This is a genomic window from Massilia violaceinigra (assembly GCF_002752675.1).
GTDB classification, from domain to species: Bacteria; Pseudomonadota; Gammaproteobacteria; order Burkholderiales; family Burkholderiaceae_D; genus Telluria_A; species Telluria_A violaceinigra.
Genome location: NZ_CP024608.1, coordinates 6,973,497 through 6,988,711 on the forward strand (window position 1 = coordinate 6,973,497; position 15,215 = coordinate 6,988,711).

Sequence of the window (15,215 nt, forward strand, 5' to 3'; positions counted from 1 at the left end):
TTGGGCAAAGAAAAGGCCAGCGCGAAGCTGGCCTATCCGTCGAGGAAACTCCTCATTTTTCGCTGATGCTCAGCGCGTCTTACCTGCTCCCCTTCCGTCGATTCGGCAAACGGCGGCTTGCAATCACGCTTTGTCGCGCGATGTGATTCTCCGAAATACTCGCGCGAAAGCTTGATAAGCGTCTCGGCCTCCCATGCGGACAGCTCGATACCGGTGTTTATCTGGCAGTAGCTGATCTCTTGATGCGTAAGCGGGGAATCGCCCATGCTGCCGCACATGGTTGGCCCCCAACTCCACAGCAGGCTGACCAGATGCTCGCCGCAGTCAAGCGGCGGCATCGCCGGCTCGAAATCGTCGCCGAACCTCACCCGCAGCACTTGCAGTCGGGACTTGCCCGGCTCCTTCGATTTGTCGCTTTCTTCCCGTTCGAGCACCGCGCCGAGCCAAGCCGAGTGCCGAACGTAGAGACTTAGGCAGTCGGCGACGCCTTTGTAAAATTTGCGGTATCGCTCAGCAGCTTATCCAGTTGTGCCGGGATGAAGCACAGTTCGAGATCGGTATAGACCGCCATGTGTAGCGCCTTGTCCGTCAGCTCGTCAACCTCGACGTTTTCCAGGCGGTCCGTGCAGGCCGCCAGAAATTCGGCGGTGTCGTTGGTCTGGTCCTCGGCGGTCAAGTCCGACTTACCCTTCTTTTTGTAGCGGTCCATGTTGCGGTTCGACTGGGCGGCCTTCGCCTTCGCGTAGACCTTGGTGCCGGGGCCGAACATGTGAGCACGCATCGGCTTCGATTCATCGGGCTGGCCGTTCGGGCCGTCTGCGTACATCAGTTCGTCGTTGCCGTCGCGCAGGTGGTGAACAGCGGTAGGAACGAGTGCGTATTTTTTGAGGTTGGTCATGGTGATTCCTTTGCGTGGGTAATAAAAATGCCCATGCCAGCGACTGCTCCCACGAAGGAGACAGGCGACAGCCGGTGCTAGTGATGGCCAGGTGGCCGTGATGGTTAAACGGTGACGGTATCGGTCTGGCGCAGCAGGGTCGTACTGCCCTTCAGTGCGTCATTACTCGTGCCGCCATTGCGCTTGAAGGTGCTGACCTGCGCGGTGAAATAGTTGATCCCCAAGTCCTGATCGACGAGCTTGAACGAAGGCACCGTGTAGTTTTTTGAAGCTGCTTTTGCGAGAATTTGCCCGGCGTCGTCCGGCAGCCATGCAAATTCAAATTCTGCGTTTGGCAATTTGAACGAGCCCTTCTTCTCGCGGTCCTGAGCATCGCCAACGGTGGAAAGCGTCGCCATTGAATACTCGCGCCCTTCCACGCTGCCGATGCTTGTCAGGCCGGAGAACTCGACCCAGGTGAGCAGTGCGAATGCCGCTGCGGCGCCCGCGCCCTCTGTTACGGTTGGAGCGCCGTCCGCAATGTAGAGCTTCGTCCCGGCGATAGTGTCAAAATCAATGCCTGCCATGATGTAGAACCTTTCAATGAAAAAAGCCCGCTCGCTGGATTGCGAAACGGGCGGGCTGATAAAACTGTGAACCTGCTGGATAGATCAGATTGGCTCGATGTACGTGACCATGAAATCGCGGCTCTGCTCGAACGTCGGGATCGCGTCGTCTCCCATGTCAGGGCCAATCAGGTCGCGCAGTACGCTGCGTACCGCGCACCCGGCGATCGGCCCCGTGTGCACGCCGGCGCCAAGCTTGGCGGCTTTGAGCACGGCCTTCTGCTGCGGATAGGACGACGCATACACGGTGACCTGAACGCGCGAGGTGACCAGGCTGTTCCCGGCGCGCGCCACCGTGTCATGTTCGTTGCCGCCGACCTCCGTGATGCCGATCGCCGGTAACGCGCCAGCGGGGACCGTGCCGGCGACGATGCGCGCGGCGGGAACCAGGGCGAGGATGGGCTCGTGGGCGAGCAACAGCGCCCGAACGATTGCAACCGCGCTCATTTCTTGCGCGATGCCTGTTTCGGTTCCGGCGCCAGCACCGATCCAGTGCGGCCCAGGGCCGGAACTGCGACACCCTGCTTGATGTGGTACTTCGCCAGGCGATCGCCACGCGGGCTGTCAACAGTGTCGTACTCGGTTCCCGCTTTCAGCTCATGCACGGTTACGCCGTCAAGCGAGCCTTGTACGGTTTTCATCATCAGAATTTTCATGATTACCCTGCGTCTGGAAGGTTGATGCCTTTGGCAGTCAGCCGCGAACGGATTTCTGTGCCCACGGCGGTTGCCGCGCGCGCTGCCCTGGCGTCGAATGCCGGGCGCGCGAACGGGCGCGGCCGGGCACCAGGGTGGTCGGCGTCGGCAACGACATAACCAGCGATTCGGAGCGCCTTGGCGCCGCGTGGCGTGATCTTGTGCGCGCGAGTGCCAAACTCAACCATCTGTGCGTACCAAGCCTTCTTGTTGCCGATCTTGACCGACGCAGTTACGCGGCCGCCCTTGGCATTTGTAGTGACCCGTACACTGCGCCGCAGTGCGCCGCTGTCGACCGGTATGTTGGCCTTCACTTCTTCCTTGAACTCGTTCGCGCCAACACGCAGCGCGCCACGCATGACTTTCTTTTCAAACTTGGCCGAGAACTGCTGCAAAAATGCATCCAGCTCCCGGCCGCCGGTAATATTTTGATCAGCCATTTGCATATCCCTCCAGTTGAAACTCTGTGTGAACCCGGTCATCCAACAGCGCCGGCCCAGCGATGATCTGCATTACGCGGTCACCACGGCTGTGCAAGATGACGCGCATGTCGCCAGTGACGGTGTGGGCGCCCTGCATGCGCAGCCGGGTGCGTTGGACCGATTTACCGAGCCCGTTTTTTGTCGTTTCCGCGCGGCTCGGCAATTCGTCCTGCACATTGGCCCAGTAGCGCACCAGCATCGGAACCCATGTTTTCGTTTCGGTGCCGTACACCGGGTCAGGCTCTCCGACAAGCTGCTCGATCGTGACCTTTTCGTCGCACTTGAAAGGAGCGGCCATCAGCTGTGCACCTTCAAACAGTCGAGCCCTCGGATAAGGTGCGGTGATTCTGGCGTCCCAGCCGGCGCAAAATACTCGCGCACCTTCGCTAAGATGAAGCCCTTGAACGCCGCCGGCGTGGTGGTCTCGTCGGGTCCGTATCCGCAGATCACCGTCAGAATCACAGCCTGGGGATGCGCCCTCGTCGCCGGCCAGCTCGCGCCAGCTGCGAGCGCGACGAATCCCGGCTCGATATCACGCTCGATGACATAGGCGTCTTCGCTCAGCGTTTGCGTGGCGCCGTCGACGTCCAAGTATTCCAAGCTGACCACTTCCACCAGCGGCGAGGACGGCAGCGGAATTACCCCCGCGAAGCCTGGCGCCGTCACCGCATACGTGCGGTTAATGATCGAGCGGCCGGTGAAGTGCTCGGCCTCGGCGGTCACCGCGCGCACGCGGATTTCGATTTCCGCGTCGTGGTCGGCCCCATTGGCACGCGCGCTCGCGCTCGCATCGGCCATGGACACCGCCAGCGCGATATCAGGGGTAAGCAGTCGGATTGCCATCGTTGGTCATGCAATAGAGTTCAAATACGCGGTCAGCACCGGCGCGAGGATCGTTTCGATTGCCAGGTCATTCGGATGGATGCCGTCCGCTAAGTGGTTGTATGCCGCCGCCCAACGCTCAGGCACAGCGCCATCACCAAGGCCAGGGAACGACAAGGTGGTAACGCCCGGAATAGTGGTCAGCCACGAATTGAACTCGACCCGGTATTCTTCTTGCGCAACGGTGTTCGTGTTGTAAGGAAACAGCGGAATAAAAGCGAGGTTGTTGATGCCATTTGCGCGAGCGAATCGCACGATCTCCAACGCGCGCGCCTTGTGATCACTGAAAAGCCGCGCCAGGTTCGCCTGCAAGTACCCATCATTGACCGATGCCGGGCTGATCACCAGCACGTCAGGGACGATGCCAGCGGCGACGAGTTCCTGCGTACGAAGCCAATACTCGGGCGCGCCTTTCGAGCTTGCCCCCATGTTCACGTAGTTGACTGGACGGGCAGGCGTCGAGGCGTCCGCGCAACCACGGAAGCCCCAGGACGTGAACACATCGGCTACCAGCGCATCGTCTTGGGTAATCGAATCGCCAGCCACCACGACAGTCAGCGATGGCACCGCGTAGTGAAAGATCGGGAAGACCAGATGCGACTCGGCGCTGAAACCCAGGTTGTTATTGGGGTTGGTTACAGCATCGGCACCGTAGTTGAACGACTGAATGACACGGCCGCGGTTCGCAGCGTTTGCGGTGCGCATGCTGGCTGGCATCGGACAAAATGTGTACTTCCCGCCCGTTACAGGGTCGTGATCAAGGCGCATGATCCACGCAGGCAGCGCGCCAGGCACATCGACACGCGGCACGGAAGCGAGCGGAATGATGTCTGATACCGCTACTTGCGCCGATGTCACAGAAGCCGGAATTGTTGGCGAGGCCGCGCCAGCGAACGTCACTGCACGGAAGCCGTTGATGCTTCCCGCCGGCGCCATCTGGCCGTAAGTAACGCCCCCAATAACAGGCTTGCAACGATTCGCCGCAACATCTGTCGCAATACTTTCGGTGACACCAACAATTGCTCGCAGGCCCGTGATCGGGTTATTACACAGGTTGACGTACACCAGTTGCACGGCGAAGAAAGGCGCTTCAGCCACCGTGGTCAGGCCCCACGTCGCGCGATATGCCCCACCGTTCGCAACCGGGCCGGCGAACGTGATGCCAGCAATCGCCGCGCCGAACCATTTGCACGCACCCTTGATGCTGCCCATCGGAAAACGGCGAGCACGCGACCCGAAGTCGAGCGACACAGCAAGGCCACCCGCGCTGCTCGAAACCAGGGCGTTTGCGCGCGGCTGCACCGGCGCGGGGGACGACGTGCGAACCCCGCCGGTGAGATCGAGCGTCGCATTCACGCCGCCAGCAAGCAACGCATTTGCGGTTGCGTCGTCCAACGTGATAATGGTTTGAGGAGGATTGCCCTTGTATGTGGAAAGTAGGCGAATGGTCTTCATTATTTCGCCTTCGCTTTACTGGACTTGTTCGTTGGCGCGTCGATCATTTTGTTTTCGGGCGCGTCCGACATCTTTGCGCCTTCATCGGGGCGGTTGTCGGCCGCTTCGCGATCTAGCTCAGCGGGCGGCCCGGTGACTATGGCGATCAGCCCGACTGCTTGCAGTTCAGCAGCCTCCGGCCTCGTCAACTCGAACTCTTGGCCGACGTGCGTGTTCAGGGCGCCGTGCGAAAAACTGGTGATCGCTGTGACTTTGATTTTCATGTCTACCTCCTGATTGTTGAGGAAGCGGCGCCTCGCGGCGCCGCCCATAACGCCGTTACGCTGGCGTGATGTCGCCCTTGACGAATGCTTCGGGGCGGTACACGGCCAGTGCTAGACGTTCCTCGGCCAGGATGGTCAGCAAGTTGTTCACGAAATCGTCCTCGTTCTCCGTGGCGATGGTGACGGCGGCTTGCTGGCGGTCGAACACCTGGGCGCCCATGCGGAATGCGCCGACCAGGAACTGATCGACGGTCATCGCCTGGGTGGCCACCACAGGGCGACCCCACAGACCAGGCTGAGCCAGGGATTGCGGGTTGGCGAAGATGTAGGCGCCGGTCGTGTCCTTCAGAAGCTCGATTGCCGCCCAGTCGGTTGGGTGCAGACAAATACCGGTCGATGGGTATTCGGCCAGCTCGGCCTGCAGAAGGGCCAGGCGCAGCACGTCGATGCGCGTGGGCGATGCGATGACGATCGGCGGCACGTAACCAGTGGCTTGGGTATAGATGCCGTTCAGGTTGTTGCCCACGCCAGAGCCCTTGAGCAGCTGCGCTTCCTCGGCCAGCATCAGGCCATAGCGCAGCTTCTCGTCGATAACCGACTGCAGCGCCGGGAAGTCGGACAGGATCTCGCTCGAAGCCTTGATGAAGTGCGGGATCTTGACGACCTGTGCATTTTTCAGGACGAAGTTGATAGATGATTCAGGCTTGCGCACGCCCTCGGCGGTGGTTGCCGCCGCGTTGGTGAAGCCGCTTTCTTGCAGGTACTGATACAGGTTCGATGCGGTGGTACCTGGCGAGATCAGATCACGCACGGTCATGCGTCGTTGCGGCCCAAGCTGTACTCCAGGGGCGCGGTCAGCCACTACACCAGTCCCTGCGCTGGCGTTCAGGCTGGTGATCGCCTTCATGCTGACGGTAATTTTGCTGTTCTTGCTCCAGCCGCCGTCCATCTGCTCCTTCAGTCCGGTTGAGCCGATGACCAGCTCGCCGGCGGTCTTGACGCGGCCCTCGTCGTCGGTGCCGCCGCGCCGGGCCATCTTTTGCTGGATTTCCAGCAGCTGGGCCTGCAATTCGCCCTGCTTGACCAGCAGCTCGTCAACACGGCCCTTGGTTTCAGTCGACATGTCGCCAGCCTTCTTGGCTTCGAACATGGCCTTTTCGCCCTGTTCCTTAACCTGGTCGCTGATTTTCGCCAGTTCCTGCTTTACTTCGATTTCGGTAGCCATCTTTGTTCCTAAAATAGAAAAAGCCCGCAAGTGGCGGGCCTTAATGAGGGAGGGTGAAACGCGGATTACAGAATGCTGAAACCCTTCAACGCGGCAAGCGTGTCGCCAAGATCGCCCTCGGCCTCGCACCGAGTAAGCAGTTTCGACAGGCCACTGCCGGCGATGGCTTTAGCCTGCGTTCGTGAAAAGCCACCTGCATCGCACAGGAACTTTTCGAATTCGGGAAGGGTTGGCATGCGGCCGGCCTCGATCAAACTCTTGACGTCGGCCACACGCGCGTCATCGTTCATCGGGTTGGTGACCACGCTGATTTCGACCAGATCGAGCTTTTGCAGCGTGTAGACGCCCGTGTCCTTGTTGACGCTGTAGTCCTTGACGCGGTACCCGATCGACAGGCCGGTGATCGTCTTGGTGCTCATGCCCTTGTGCGCCAGACGTGCGTATGGCGCGTCGTCGAGCCACAGCGACGCCTCCCCCAGCAGCCCGTGGTCGTCCTCTTTTAGGTCTTCCCATGCACCAATCGGCTGATCCGACTGGTGCTGCCACAGCACTGGAACTGTGCGGCCCGACTTCTGCCACTTGCTCAGGCTTTCCGCGAACGCGCCAGAAGCAACGATATCGCCGCCCTTGTCGACCACGTTGAACACCGAGCCGTAGCCGGAAAAGCTGCCCTTGTCGGTCAGGCTTTTCAGCTCCAAATCAATCGATTTGTGGAGGATTTGCATCGTTGTTTTCCTTGATTCCAAGCCATGACAGCACGGCCGACTTGGCCGCCTGGGCCGTGTTGGTGATTTTTCCCAGCAGCGAGAGCGGGATCAGATTGCTTTGCACGGTCAGCTCGTCGCCGCCTGGCAGCGGCGGGTCGTTCTCCAGCGCGCGGCATTCGTTGCGGGTTTTCAGGCCGTTCGACGTCGCTGTCGCGTACACTTGGAACCGGGTCACGCTGTCCCCGCGCAGCAAGCCTTCGACGCTGTATTCCGAGAAGTAGCGCGCGCGTTCGGCAGGCTTCATCAGCGATTTTTTAATGCCTTGCTCGATCCGTACCATGTATGCGCGCAGCACGTACTGGATCAGGTTCAGATTGATCTGCTCGCGCCCGGTGCCCCAGTTCGATACGGCGGTGCCGTGGCCGATCATTGACGGCGGCATGCCGAACCAGCGGCAAAGGTCTTCCACGCTGAACGAGCGCGTTTCCAGCATCTGTGCGTCGGCTGGGTGCATCGAAAGTTGCGTGAACTCGGCGCCGCCTTCGAGCAGCTGCAGCTGGCCTGTGCGGGCGTCGCCAAAAACGGCGCCCATCACCTTCGTTTTCATCTGCGCACGCTGCTCGATGGTGAGAAATTCGTTTACCGACACCACGCCCTGCGTGCGCATGTTGTTGGTGAAGGTGCTGGCCGATGCGTTCTCGGTCGCCGTGGCGCCGGACATCGACCGCCAGCCGGCCGTTATTGGGGAAATCCCCATCAGGCCATCGGTGCCGAAGCCTTTAATGTGCCAGATTTCGCCCTCGGTGAACTCTTTCTGCCCGCGCGGATCGGCGTACAGGTAGCGCACGCCACCATCCGGGTTGCGGCGGACAGCCATCAGGGCCGGATTTAGCGGGTCCAGCGCGACGATGCGGCCGGCGGCGCCGTAGCTTTTCAGACAGTACGCGTTCCCCCACAGGCAAATTTGCGATACGACCGCCTCCCAAAATTCGACGGCGGTCATATCCGCATTCGGCGAATCATGCAACAGGTAATAGAGTGGGTGATCGCGCGCCACCACGCGAATTTCGCGCCCATTCACCACCTTGCGTTCGTACGTGATCAGCGGCAGCGTCGCGATTGTTTCCGCAATCAAGCGCACGCAGGACCAGACCACCGACAGCTGGAGCGCCGCGTTCACGCCTGGCGTGCCGTTGCGCACGTCGCCATAGTTGAGCGTTACATCCTTGTTTGCGTCGCGCACGCCGCGATAGGCCACTGCGTCCCGGATCGAAAAGTAAATACTCTTCAACGCCAAGCCGGTGGCCGCTGCCTTGCTGAATAATTTCATGCGCTATTGGTCCAAAAGGTAATCGTCAAGGGAGCCGCTTTTTGTTTCGGCCTGGGGCATGACGCCCACCGCCATGGCCAGCGCCACCATGCCGTCGATGCGTCCGCGCGCCGTGCGCTTGTCGAACTTTCTTGCGCCGCTGTCGCCCACCACCTTGGCGTTCGCGCAGCACATGTTGAGCACAGGGTGTGAGCCGTGGCGCAGCTGCGCATTCAGCAGCCGCACCTCCAAGTCGCGCAGCGCCGGGGTCATGCTGGCCGTGCCCTGGCCGAACTCGACAAACCGTTCCAACTCCGCCTCCGAAAAACCCGCTTTCACGAGCCAGGGCTTCAAAAATTTCATGTTGTAGCGGTCGAATCCGATCGCCTGGACGTCGAAGCGGTCGAAAAAACCGCGCAGATACTCCGCCACAAACTCGTATTCGATGGCCTTCCCAGGCGTCGCGTTGAGAAAACCCTGCTTTTCCCACAGGTCGTACGGCACTTTGTCCTTGCGCGACTTCTCGGCAAGACCATGTTTTGGCACCCAAAATGCCGAGTGCACGCCACCGGATTCGTCGACGCCCACCAGGGCGGTCAGATCGTTGACGCTGGACAGGTCGAGGCCGGCCCACACCTTCATTCCGGCAGCGTCACCTGGCGCGCCATTGTTCGATTCCCAGGTCGACCGCGCGACGAATGGCGAAACCGCCTCGACGCGCTGGTTCAGGATCAGGTTCCGGAACTCCGACTCGTTGGCCGGCATGTCCATCGCTTGCTTACATTGCTTACGCACATCCTCAAGGGACCGGAAGATGCCGAGCGCTGGATTCGCCGCCGCCCACGCCGTCGGGTCGTCAAGCTGGCAATCGGCCGGCGCCGCGTAGACGTGACACACAACTCTCGGGTCCGGCGCGCTCGCCTGCGCATCGATCCAAGTCGAAAACAGATCGGCATCCGTCGGCGCCTGCGTGCTGATCGCAATCAGCAGCGGGTTGCTGTATGCGCCCTGGGCCGACGTGATGGCCGAAACGAACTTGTCGGTAGGCCCGATGATTTGCCCGACCTCATCGAGAATCGCCAGGATCGGCGACAGCCCGTGAGCCGTCTTCCCCTCAGCGGATAACGCCTTGTACAGGACGTTGCGTGCCAGGCCGATCAGGCGCTTGCCGCTTGGCTGAACGCGGACCAGCTTCGACAGCACCTCGCTCATCTCGATCATCTTGCGGGCCAGCTCGAACACCACTGCCGCCTGTTCTTTCGACTGGGCGCCGCTGATGATCTGGCTGTTGCGTACAGCCTCAGGCCCGACCAGATGCGCCAGGAGGATCGCGCCGATCAGCGCGGTCTTGCCGTTCTTCCGTGCGATCGATAGGTAAGCGCTGTGCGTGCCGAACGGGTTGTCGTAGATTTCTAGGATAAATCGGCGCTGGAACGGCTCAAGCCGGATCGGTTTCCCGATGTGGTCGCCCTCAGGCGCCAGGCAATACCGCTCGACGAATGCACAGACTTTTTCGCCTCGGGTGAGCGGCTTCTTGGTGCAGTATTTTTCGTCGGTGTCGATCTCGATGGGCTTGGCTGCTTTCGCCTTACGTGGCGAGGAGCCCATCGTCCTCTTCTTCCAGCTCGTCGCGCAGCTTCCGTGACTCGCGCTCGACCTTGCGCTTGCCGGCCTGGTCGCGCGAGTCACCGGCGACCCGGCCACCCATACGCAACGTCCGCATCAGCGCCATTTCGCGCCGGGCCAGCTGCTCCATCACAATCGTGCGCGGGTTCATCACCGGCGTGCCGCGATCGTTCATGATCACGCGCCCCTCGACGCGCAACGCTTGGTCTTCCTCGGCAATGTCGGCTTGGCACTGCGCCAGCTGCGCCGCCACCACCAAATCCACGTCGGTCCACTCGTCTCGCGCGCGCGCCCGCACAACTCCGGTCCAAAAAGGCACCGCCGAAGCAGTCAGCGTCACGTAGTTCGGCACTTCGATGTCGGGTTTGGCGGCGTCGACCATGGCCTTGACGGCACTGGCGGCAGAGTCGGCCCTCGTCCGTTTGGTCTTGGTCGTCATATTTTCCCTGGCGTTTTGTGGGTTAGCGTTAAATCGAAGGGAGAGCGCGGTCCTGTGTGGGCCAAGTCCCCCTAGTTTGGGGATGCCCCCACGGCAACATTTCCTGGTAGAATGTTGCTGAAGATGAATGTTTCTCGCCGCGCATCATTCGGAGACGGGCCAGCCATCGGCGCCGATCGTCACCACCCGCCGCTTGGTCTTCCCCTGCTCGGCTTCGGTCTTCACCTCGTGGCACGGTCCGCAGATTGCCTGGAGATTGCTAGGGTCGTCTGTGCGTGCGTCAGACCAGCGCAGCGCCGCGCACTTGGCCTTGCTCACCACGTGGTCGACTGCGTACGCGATGACGCCGTAGCGGCCCGCCTTGAGGCACACCTGACACAGGCCGCCGTCGCGCTCCATCACCACCTTGCGGACTCGGTCCCATGCTGCGCCGTAGCCGCGCTCCTGGCGGGATTGCTTGGACCAGGCCATCGCTATGCGTGCGCCTGGGGATCGTGATCCACAACACGGTCGACCAGCGCCTCCACGCGAGCACGCATTTGATTCTTGATGTGCGTACAGCGCATATCGGAAACGAACGTGTGCATACTGGTGAACGTTGGATTGATGCCGAGCTTGTTGAGCTCGGCCTCGATCGCGCGGCGTAACGGCTCCAATGCCTCCTTCTCACTGCGTTCTACATCCGCCTGGATACGTTGCTCGATCATGCTGGTTACGCTGGTTCCCGTGTTATCGCACATGGCCTATTCCTTGGTTAGTTGTGTAAGTGCGCTGCCGGCGATCAGTGAATGCGACTGGCGGCGGCCGTTACACCCTTGTCGATCACGCGCTTCACCCTGTTCATGTTCGGTTCCATGCCAGTGACCGCGCAGATAAACGCAAGCGTGCGCAGGTAGGGCATCAGCCACCAGGCGACGCGCACGTTCAACGCGCATGTGATCGTGCGTGCCGGCTGCTCCGGCAATTCGGTTGCTGTCGTCATGGCTGCTCGTTCATGTCGTCGTTGTTATGCGGGATGAGGCCCCAGCCTAGCTCTCGGCGAATGTCGGCGGGCGTGGGCGGCGGGTCGTCCTGCTCGGGATGCGTGCGGCGGTCCATGTAATCGCGCACCTGGCGCTTGTCGGGCTTGGTGGTCTGCGTCATGGTAGCCTCACGGTGTACTGGCGGTAGCTGTAGGATTCGAACCTACGCAGCCTTTCGACTGTACGGGTTAGCAACCCGTTGCCTTCGGCCACTCGGCCAAGCTACCTGTGATCTGGCGGAAGATGAAGGAATCGAACCATCAGCGTTGCCACTGGCACGGTTTTCAAGACCGCTTTGCGCCCTGCGCGCCATCTTCCAATGCAAAAAGCCCCGCTGACCTTTCGGTGCGGGGCTTCTCTGTGCCTAGTTGCTATCTGCAAGCTGGGCGGGCAAATTTCGGTGGTCGGCGTGCTTTGCGATCAGCACGGCGGAAAGTACATCGGCGCCCGGAACTCACCTAGACGATCGACGTGACGCCTTCCAAATTAGTATGTTCCAGATACTCGAACTCGTTCATCAGCGTTGCGATGAGCTCGTGGCCAGGCTTCCTGTCACCCTGTGCTGCGGCTTCAACAACATTTGCTATACGCGCTAACAACCTGTGCTTTTGAGCAGAGGTGAATACCACGAAGCCATTGGTTTCGCGCGAATCATCGTCTTTCGTTCCCTTCAGATTATCATCCCGGATAGTCTCAAATGCCGAATAGAACCCTTCAGGAACACTTTTCGCTCGTGTCAACGCGTCAATAATAAAGCCGATAGCCTCATCCTTGTTGGGCGCCTCAACCTCTGCCCGCAACAGGATATCGTACACAACTGGAAAACGCATTCTGGCCTCCTCAAATATAAAGCGACCAGTATAGCCTTCTGAAATAAAAAAAGCCCGCTGACCTTCTGGTGCGGGCTTTATTTCCGGGCGCAAAAAGTCCCGATGGCAGCTATTCTACTATCGCTCGTAGCGATGTCAATGAATTGTGGAAATATATTTTCAAATTAACCGTTTCGGAATCGGCGCGCGCCGCGTATCTGGTGCCCCACTTGCCGGTGCTAATCGCTGCTGCAACTGCTGCCGCCACTATCGGATGAACTCGACGAGCTGGACGAACTCGAACTACCAGACGACGAGCACGACGAACTGCTGCCCCAATCGCCGGAGGCACCGCCCCCATCGAACGTGCCGCCCTGGCCATGACACGAACTGCGCGACGCAGGGCTGTACGAAGCCGCCGATGGGAACGTAGGGACGTCATGCACGACATACCCGTTGTCGCTGCTATGTGGTGAATCGCGGCGACGCGGCGGTGCGGCAGCTGGAACCGGAGATTGCGGTCTCGCCAATTTCGGCGAGACCTCGTTCTTCGGTCCCGGCGCAGGCAAAGCGTGAGGCCCTGGCGCCGATGGGCGGCCTGTCTCGCAGTATGGCGTTGCTTCGCCCTGCTCAACAGCGCCGATTGCATTCTCGGTAAAAACCGCAGGTGGTGGCGGTGGCGGCTGGTGCGCTGGGGTATTGCGCCTCGCCGAGAGCTGGCGGACAAATCGGTTGTGCTTGCGGTTGAGAGCCCAGAACAAAATCACAACAAACGCCAATACACACGTCCAGATTGCTAAGTAGATCATGAATGCCTTTCGTTGTGCCGCCCGGATCGCGGGGCGGCCGGCGCGTTATTTCGTTTGCTGCGCTGGGCTGGTGTCGCCCCGGGATGGCGTGCTGCGCAGGTAGGTGATCAGATCGGCGAAACTCGGGCACAACTCTTCCGCGCGGAATGTTCCGCCGCTGTCCATTTCCCGACGTATTGCAGAGACCAAATCTTTCGGTGTGTTCCCGGCGATCTGTTTGGCCGTTGCCTTCGCTTTCCCCTGGAGCCGCGCCGCCTCGACGTGCTCAGCGATGACGGCGCCGGCGCGTCCGCCGCTCTGGCGCACGATCTTCGCTGCGTTGCTCGCGCTGATCTGCTTTTCAGTAACAGCGAGCTTCACATCGCTGTTTGCGTCCGCGAGCACCAGGGCATCACTGACGTTCTGCACAGAGCGCCCGACCGCCTCTGCGATTGCGGCCGGCGTCCAGCCCCAGCCGACGAGCTTGCGATACTGCGCCGAACGCTCCAGTGGCGTGAGGCCGAGGCCCTGCGAGCTGGTGATCAGGTGGATGACCCGCTCCGCATCGCCGCCGCGAAACTGCTTGGCGCCCAGCTGGAAGCCTCCGTCAGGTTCGCGGACGCCAGGCTCGGCCAGCCATTCAACCGCGGCTGTGACCCGATGGTGCCCGTCTACCGCAATGATCGCGCCCTCCTCGATACGGACCTTGATGTCGTCAAGCTCGTGCCCGGCACGCAACGAGGTTTTGATCGACTCCACATGCTCGCGGTTAATCGGCCGGTTGAAGCCAGGCTCGAACTGCACCAGGCGCGGATCGACGCCCCAGCTTTTCACGGTCGACACGCCAGGCGTGCCGCGCTCTTTCATGACCTTGAGCGAAACTGCTGGCTTCTCGCTGCGCTGATTCGTTGGCGCTGACTCATTCACTTGACCCATCTTTGTTCTCCCATTTTTATGGCGGAATGCGCCGCCTCGCTGTGCTGAATAATCTGTGTGCTCTAACCAGTTCGACGCCATAAGCTCCACTCTTGCGCCCCTTTTTGGTAGCTCTGGTAACTGCTATATTCGTAGCAGTTACCAGAGCGTCGCAGAGAGTTATCGGGCCGAATCAACAGGCCACGCGGCCCCTGAGCGTCTTGAAGAGGCTGTCGACCGCCTGATCGAACAACTTGGCGAAATCCGCGCGCCAGACACCGCGTGTCTTGAGGCCGTAATGCGTCATAACTGCCTCGCGCTCGATGACCTGCAGCTCCCAGACGGCCGTATGGACTTCGCGCACCAGGCGCTTGTTGACCTCGATCTCCATATCTTCGAAGCTGTGTATCCGAGCGTCCGGCGCGCCAAGGCACTGCCGGGGCGCGCCCTCGGCAATTGGCTCGCCCGTTCTGATCCATTCGGCCCATCCGTCGAGCAGGCGCACCACGTTCTGGTAATGTTCTTGCTCCACGGTGTTGCGCACCAATGGCGGCAGTGTGGCAACGCGTACAGGCTTGAGCGCTGGCGGCGTGCTGTCTTCGGTCACGTCAACGAAAACGATGTCCGGTACCGACGCGGTCTTGACGGGCCAGCGCAGTGTGAGTGTCGGGCGCTTGCTCATGGGCGCACCTCGACTGCGCGCGCGGCTGCGGCTTCGGTTGCGATCCGCACCAGCGCCGTGTCGTGGCAGGCCACCAGGATGGCGTGCCAGTCGCCGCGGCGAGCCCAGTAGGTCGTGCGGCACCAGTTCACTTCTTGCATATCGAACTCCTTCATTTTCAGTAACTCCATCAGGCGCTGCTCAATTTTTGCGGGAATCGGGCGGTCGCTTTTCGTCATGCTTTTCTCTCGGCCATAGTGGTCATTTAGAGGGGTTGGTTGGAACCCCTCCGCAGTTGTTAGGTATGAGGGTTAGGTGTCCCTGGCCCCCGAGCAAAATCAGCAAAAACTTGTATCGAAAGTGACGTATTCACGGATGGTCAGTTCCGCTACGGCTCGCCCAGGCCGCCCCCTCGCTCTTTCGATTGGCGCACT

Annotated in this window: 23 protein-coding genes and 2 tRNA genes; all 25 read right to left on the reverse strand. The window is 60.7% G+C overall.

Annotated elements, in window-relative coordinates; translation table 11 throughout:
• Positions 1-32 precede the first annotated feature (32 nt).
• Positions 33-434 carry a hypothetical protein gene (locus CR152_RS30125; RefSeq protein WP_157778836.1) on the reverse strand — a complete coding sequence of 134 codons (402 nt, stop codon included), beginning with the start codon at positions 432-434 and terminating at the stop codon, positions 33-35.
• Positions 435-469: 35 nt separating this feature from the next.
• Positions 470-898, reverse strand: coding sequence for a hypothetical protein (locus CR152_RS30130; protein WP_099881153.1), 429 nt, complete (start codon positions 896-898; stop codon positions 470-472).
• Between the two features lie 104 nt (positions 899-1,002).
• Positions 1,003-1,464, reverse strand: a complete 462-nt coding sequence (locus CR152_RS30135) for a hypothetical protein (RefSeq protein WP_099881155.1) — start codon at positions 1,462-1,464, stop codon at positions 1,003-1,005.
• Positions 1,465-1,548: 84 nt separating this feature from the next.
• On the reverse strand, positions 1,549-1,950 hold the full coding sequence (locus tag CR152_RS30140; RefSeq protein WP_099881157.1) for a hypothetical protein: 402 nt from the start codon (positions 1,948-1,950) through the stop codon (positions 1,549-1,551).
• Complete coding sequence (locus CR152_RS30145; RefSeq protein ID WP_099881159.1) at positions 1,947-2,159, reverse strand: hypothetical protein; 213 nt, start codon at positions 2,157-2,159, stop codon at positions 1,947-1,949. The genes CR152_RS30140 and CR152_RS30145 overlap by 4 nt, the downstream gene beginning before the upstream one ends.
• A 2-nt stretch (positions 2,160-2,161) precedes the next feature.
• A complete protein-coding gene (locus tag CR152_RS30150) occupies positions 2,162-2,638 on the reverse strand; it encodes an HK97-gp10 family putative phage morphogenesis protein (protein WP_157778838.1) in 477 nt (158 codons plus the stop codon).
• Positions 2,631-2,978, reverse strand: coding sequence for a phage head completion protein (locus tag CR152_RS30155; protein WP_099881163.1), 348 nt, complete (start codon positions 2,976-2,978; stop codon positions 2,631-2,633). Before CR152_RS30155 ends, CR152_RS30150 begins: the two co-directional genes overlap by 8 nt.
• Positions 2,978-3,523 (reverse strand): head-tail connector protein, encoded by a 546-nt coding sequence (locus tag CR152_RS30160; RefSeq protein ID WP_099881165.1) that lies wholly within the window; start codon positions 3,521-3,523, stop codon positions 2,978-2,980. Before CR152_RS30160 ends, CR152_RS30155 begins: the two co-directional genes overlap by 1 nt.
• Positions 3,524-3,529: 6 nt before the next feature.
• Positions 3,530-5,017, reverse strand: coding sequence for an SGNH/GDSL hydrolase family protein (locus tag CR152_RS30165; protein ID WP_099881167.1), 1,488 nt, complete (start codon positions 5,015-5,017; stop codon positions 3,530-3,532).
• Positions 5,017-5,280 carry a hypothetical protein gene (locus CR152_RS30170; RefSeq protein ID WP_157778839.1) on the reverse strand — a complete coding sequence of 88 codons (264 nt, stop codon included), beginning with the start codon at positions 5,278-5,280 and terminating at the stop codon, positions 5,017-5,019. The genes CR152_RS30165 and CR152_RS30170 overlap by 1 nt, the downstream gene beginning before the upstream one ends.
• Positions 5,281-5,335: 55 nt before the next feature.
• Positions 5,336-6,505: a phage major capsid protein gene (locus CR152_RS30175; protein WP_099881171.1), complete on the reverse strand. Its 1,170-nt coding sequence runs from the start codon at positions 6,503-6,505 to the stop codon at positions 5,336-5,338.
• A gap of 65 nt (positions 6,506-6,570) precedes the next feature.
• The gene (locus CR152_RS30180) at positions 6,571-7,230 is read right to left on the reverse strand and encodes an HK97 family phage prohead protease (protein WP_208640228.1); all 660 of its coding nucleotides are present in this window, start codon (positions 7,228-7,230) and stop codon (positions 6,571-6,573) included.
• Positions 7,205-8,542 (reverse strand): phage portal protein, encoded by a 1,338-nt coding sequence (locus tag CR152_RS30185; RefSeq protein WP_099881175.1) that lies wholly within the window; start codon positions 8,540-8,542, stop codon positions 7,205-7,207. Before CR152_RS30185 ends, CR152_RS30180 begins: the two co-directional genes overlap by 26 nt.
• A 3-nt stretch (positions 8,543-8,545) precedes the next feature.
• Positions 8,546-10,129, reverse strand: coding sequence for a terminase large subunit (locus tag CR152_RS30190; protein WP_099881176.1), 1,584 nt, complete (start codon positions 10,127-10,129; stop codon positions 8,546-8,548).
• Positions 10,110-10,586: a phage terminase small subunit, hendrixvirinae-type gene (locus CR152_RS30195; protein WP_099881178.1), complete on the reverse strand. Its 477-nt coding sequence runs from the start codon at positions 10,584-10,586 to the stop codon at positions 10,110-10,112. The genes CR152_RS30190 and CR152_RS30195 overlap by 20 nt, the downstream gene beginning before the upstream one ends.
• A 144-nt stretch (positions 10,587-10,730) precedes the next feature.
• The gene (locus CR152_RS30200) at positions 10,731-11,057 is read right to left on the reverse strand and encodes an HNH endonuclease (RefSeq protein ID WP_099881180.1); all 327 of its coding nucleotides are present in this window, start codon (positions 11,055-11,057) and stop codon (positions 10,731-10,733) included.
• Positions 11,058-11,059: 2 nt separating this feature from the next.
• Positions 11,060-11,326, reverse strand: a complete 267-nt coding sequence (locus tag CR152_RS30205; protein ID WP_099881182.1) for a hypothetical protein — start codon at positions 11,324-11,326, stop codon at positions 11,060-11,062.
• A 41-nt stretch (positions 11,327-11,367) separates the two neighbouring features.
• On the reverse strand, positions 11,368-11,568 hold the full coding sequence (locus CR152_RS30210; protein ID WP_099881184.1) for a hypothetical protein: 201 nt from the start codon (positions 11,566-11,568) through the stop codon (positions 11,368-11,370).
• Positions 11,565-11,729 carry a hypothetical protein gene (locus CR152_RS33710; protein WP_167399975.1) on the reverse strand — a complete coding sequence of 55 codons (165 nt, stop codon included), beginning with the start codon at positions 11,727-11,729 and terminating at the stop codon, positions 11,565-11,567. Before CR152_RS33710 ends, CR152_RS30210 begins: the two co-directional genes overlap by 4 nt.
• Before the next feature lie 18 nt (positions 11,730-11,747).
• Positions 11,748-11,835, reverse strand: a tRNA-Ser gene (locus CR152_RS30215).
• 7 nt (positions 11,836-11,842) lie between these two features.
• Positions 11,843-11,926: transfer RNA gene (locus tag CR152_RS33475), tRNA-OTHER, on the reverse strand.
• Between the two features lie 140 nt (positions 11,927-12,066).
• Positions 12,067-12,438 carry a hypothetical protein gene (locus tag CR152_RS30220; RefSeq protein WP_099881186.1) on the reverse strand — a complete coding sequence of 124 codons (372 nt, stop codon included), beginning with the start codon at positions 12,436-12,438 and terminating at the stop codon, positions 12,067-12,069.
• A gap of 833 nt (positions 12,439-13,271) precedes the next feature.
• Positions 13,272-14,141: a ParB/RepB/Spo0J family partition protein gene (locus CR152_RS30230; protein ID WP_157778840.1), complete on the reverse strand. Its 870-nt coding sequence runs from the start codon at positions 14,139-14,141 to the stop codon at positions 13,272-13,274.
• Between the two features lie 172 nt (positions 14,142-14,313).
• Positions 14,314-14,802 carry a hypothetical protein gene (locus CR152_RS30235; protein WP_099881192.1) on the reverse strand — a complete coding sequence of 163 codons (489 nt, stop codon included), beginning with the start codon at positions 14,800-14,802 and terminating at the stop codon, positions 14,314-14,316.
• The gene (locus CR152_RS30240; RefSeq protein ID WP_099881194.1) at positions 14,799-15,020 is read right to left on the reverse strand and encodes a hypothetical protein; all 222 of its coding nucleotides are present in this window, start codon (positions 15,018-15,020) and stop codon (positions 14,799-14,801) included. The genes CR152_RS30235 and CR152_RS30240 overlap by 4 nt, the downstream gene beginning before the upstream one ends.
• Positions 15,021-15,215 lie beyond the last annotated feature (195 nt).

What these genes read in the sequence shown, in the direction of transcription:
- CR152_RS30175 (WP_099881171.1), bottom strand. Translation starts at nt 6,505, where the DNA reads ATGGCTACCGAAATCGAAGTAAAGCAGGAACTGGCGAAAATCAGCGAC.
- CR152_RS30135 (WP_099881155.1), bottom strand. Translation starts at nt 1,464, where the DNA reads ATGGCAGGCATTGATTTTGACACTATCGCCGGGACGAAGCTCTACATT.
- CR152_RS30200 (WP_099881180.1), bottom strand. Translation starts at nt 11,057, where the DNA reads ATGGCCTGGTCCAAGCAATCCCGCCAGGAGCGCGGCTACGGCGCAGCA.
- CR152_RS30170 (WP_157778839.1), bottom strand. Translation starts at nt 5,280, where the DNA reads ATGAAAATCAAAGTCACAGCGATCACCAGTTTTTCGCACGGCGCCCTG.
- CR152_RS30145 (WP_099881159.1), bottom strand. Translation starts at nt 2,159, where the DNA reads ATGAAAATTCTGATGATGAAAACCGTACAAGGCTCGCTTGACGGCGTA.
- CR152_RS30165 (WP_099881167.1), bottom strand. Translation starts at nt 5,017, where the DNA reads ATGAAGACCATTCGCCTACTTTCCACATACAAGGGCAATCCTCCTCAA.
- CR152_RS30220 (WP_099881186.1), bottom strand. Translation starts at nt 12,438, where the DNA reads ATGCGTTTTCCAGTTGTGTACGATATCCTGTTGCGGGCAGAGGTTGAG.
- CR152_RS30140 (WP_099881157.1), bottom strand. Translation starts at nt 1,950, where the DNA reads ATGAGCGCGGTTGCAATCGTTCGGGCGCTGTTGCTCGCCCACGAGCCC.
- CR152_RS30195 (WP_099881178.1), bottom strand. Translation starts at nt 10,586, where the DNA reads ATGACGACCAAGACCAAACGGACGAGGGCCGACTCTGCCGCCAGTGCC.
- CR152_RS30160 (WP_099881165.1), bottom strand. Translation starts at nt 3,523, where the DNA reads ATGGCAATCCGACTGCTTACCCCTGATATCGCGCTGGCGGTGTCCATG.
- CR152_RS30180 (WP_208640228.1), bottom strand. Translation starts at nt 7,230, where the DNA reads ATGCAAATCCTCCACAAATCGATTGATTTGGAGCTGAAAAGCCTGACC.
- CR152_RS30235 (WP_099881192.1), bottom strand. Translation starts at nt 14,802, where the DNA reads ATGAGCAAGCGCCCGACACTCACACTGCGCTGGCCCGTCAAGACCGCG.
- CR152_RS30130 (WP_099881153.1), bottom strand. Translation starts at nt 898, where the DNA reads ATGACCAACCTCAAAAAATACGCACTCGTTCCTACCGCTGTTCACCAC.
- CR152_RS30210 (WP_099881184.1), bottom strand. Translation starts at nt 11,568, where the DNA reads ATGACGACAGCAACCGAATTGCCGGAGCAGCCGGCACGCACGATCACA.
- CR152_RS30185 (WP_099881175.1), bottom strand. Translation starts at nt 8,542, where the DNA reads ATGAAATTATTCAGCAAGGCAGCGGCCACCGGCTTGGCGTTGAAGAGT.
- CR152_RS30205 (WP_099881182.1), bottom strand. Translation starts at nt 11,326, where the DNA reads ATGTGCGATAACACGGGAACCAGCGTAACCAGCATGATCGAGCAACGT.
- CR152_RS33710 (WP_167399975.1), bottom strand. Translation starts at nt 11,729, where the DNA reads ATGACGCAGACCACCAAGCCCGACAAGCGCCAGGTGCGCGATTACATG.
- CR152_RS30230 (WP_157778840.1), bottom strand. Translation starts at nt 14,141, where the DNA reads ATGGGTCAAGTGAATGAGTCAGCGCCAACGAATCAGCGCAGCGAGAAG.
- CR152_RS30155 (WP_099881163.1), bottom strand. Translation starts at nt 2,978, where the DNA reads ATGGCCGCTCCTTTCAAGTGCGACGAAAAGGTCACGATCGAGCAGCTT.
- CR152_RS30240 (WP_099881194.1), bottom strand. Translation starts at nt 15,020, where the DNA reads ATGACGAAAAGCGACCGCCCGATTCCCGCAAAAATTGAGCAGCGCCTG.
- CR152_RS30190 (WP_099881176.1), bottom strand. Translation starts at nt 10,129, where the DNA reads ATGGGCTCCTCGCCACGTAAGGCGAAAGCAGCCAAGCCCATCGAGATC.
- CR152_RS30150 (WP_157778838.1), bottom strand. Translation starts at nt 2,638, where the DNA reads ATGGCTGATCAAAATATTACCGGCGGCCGGGAGCTGGATGCATTTTTG.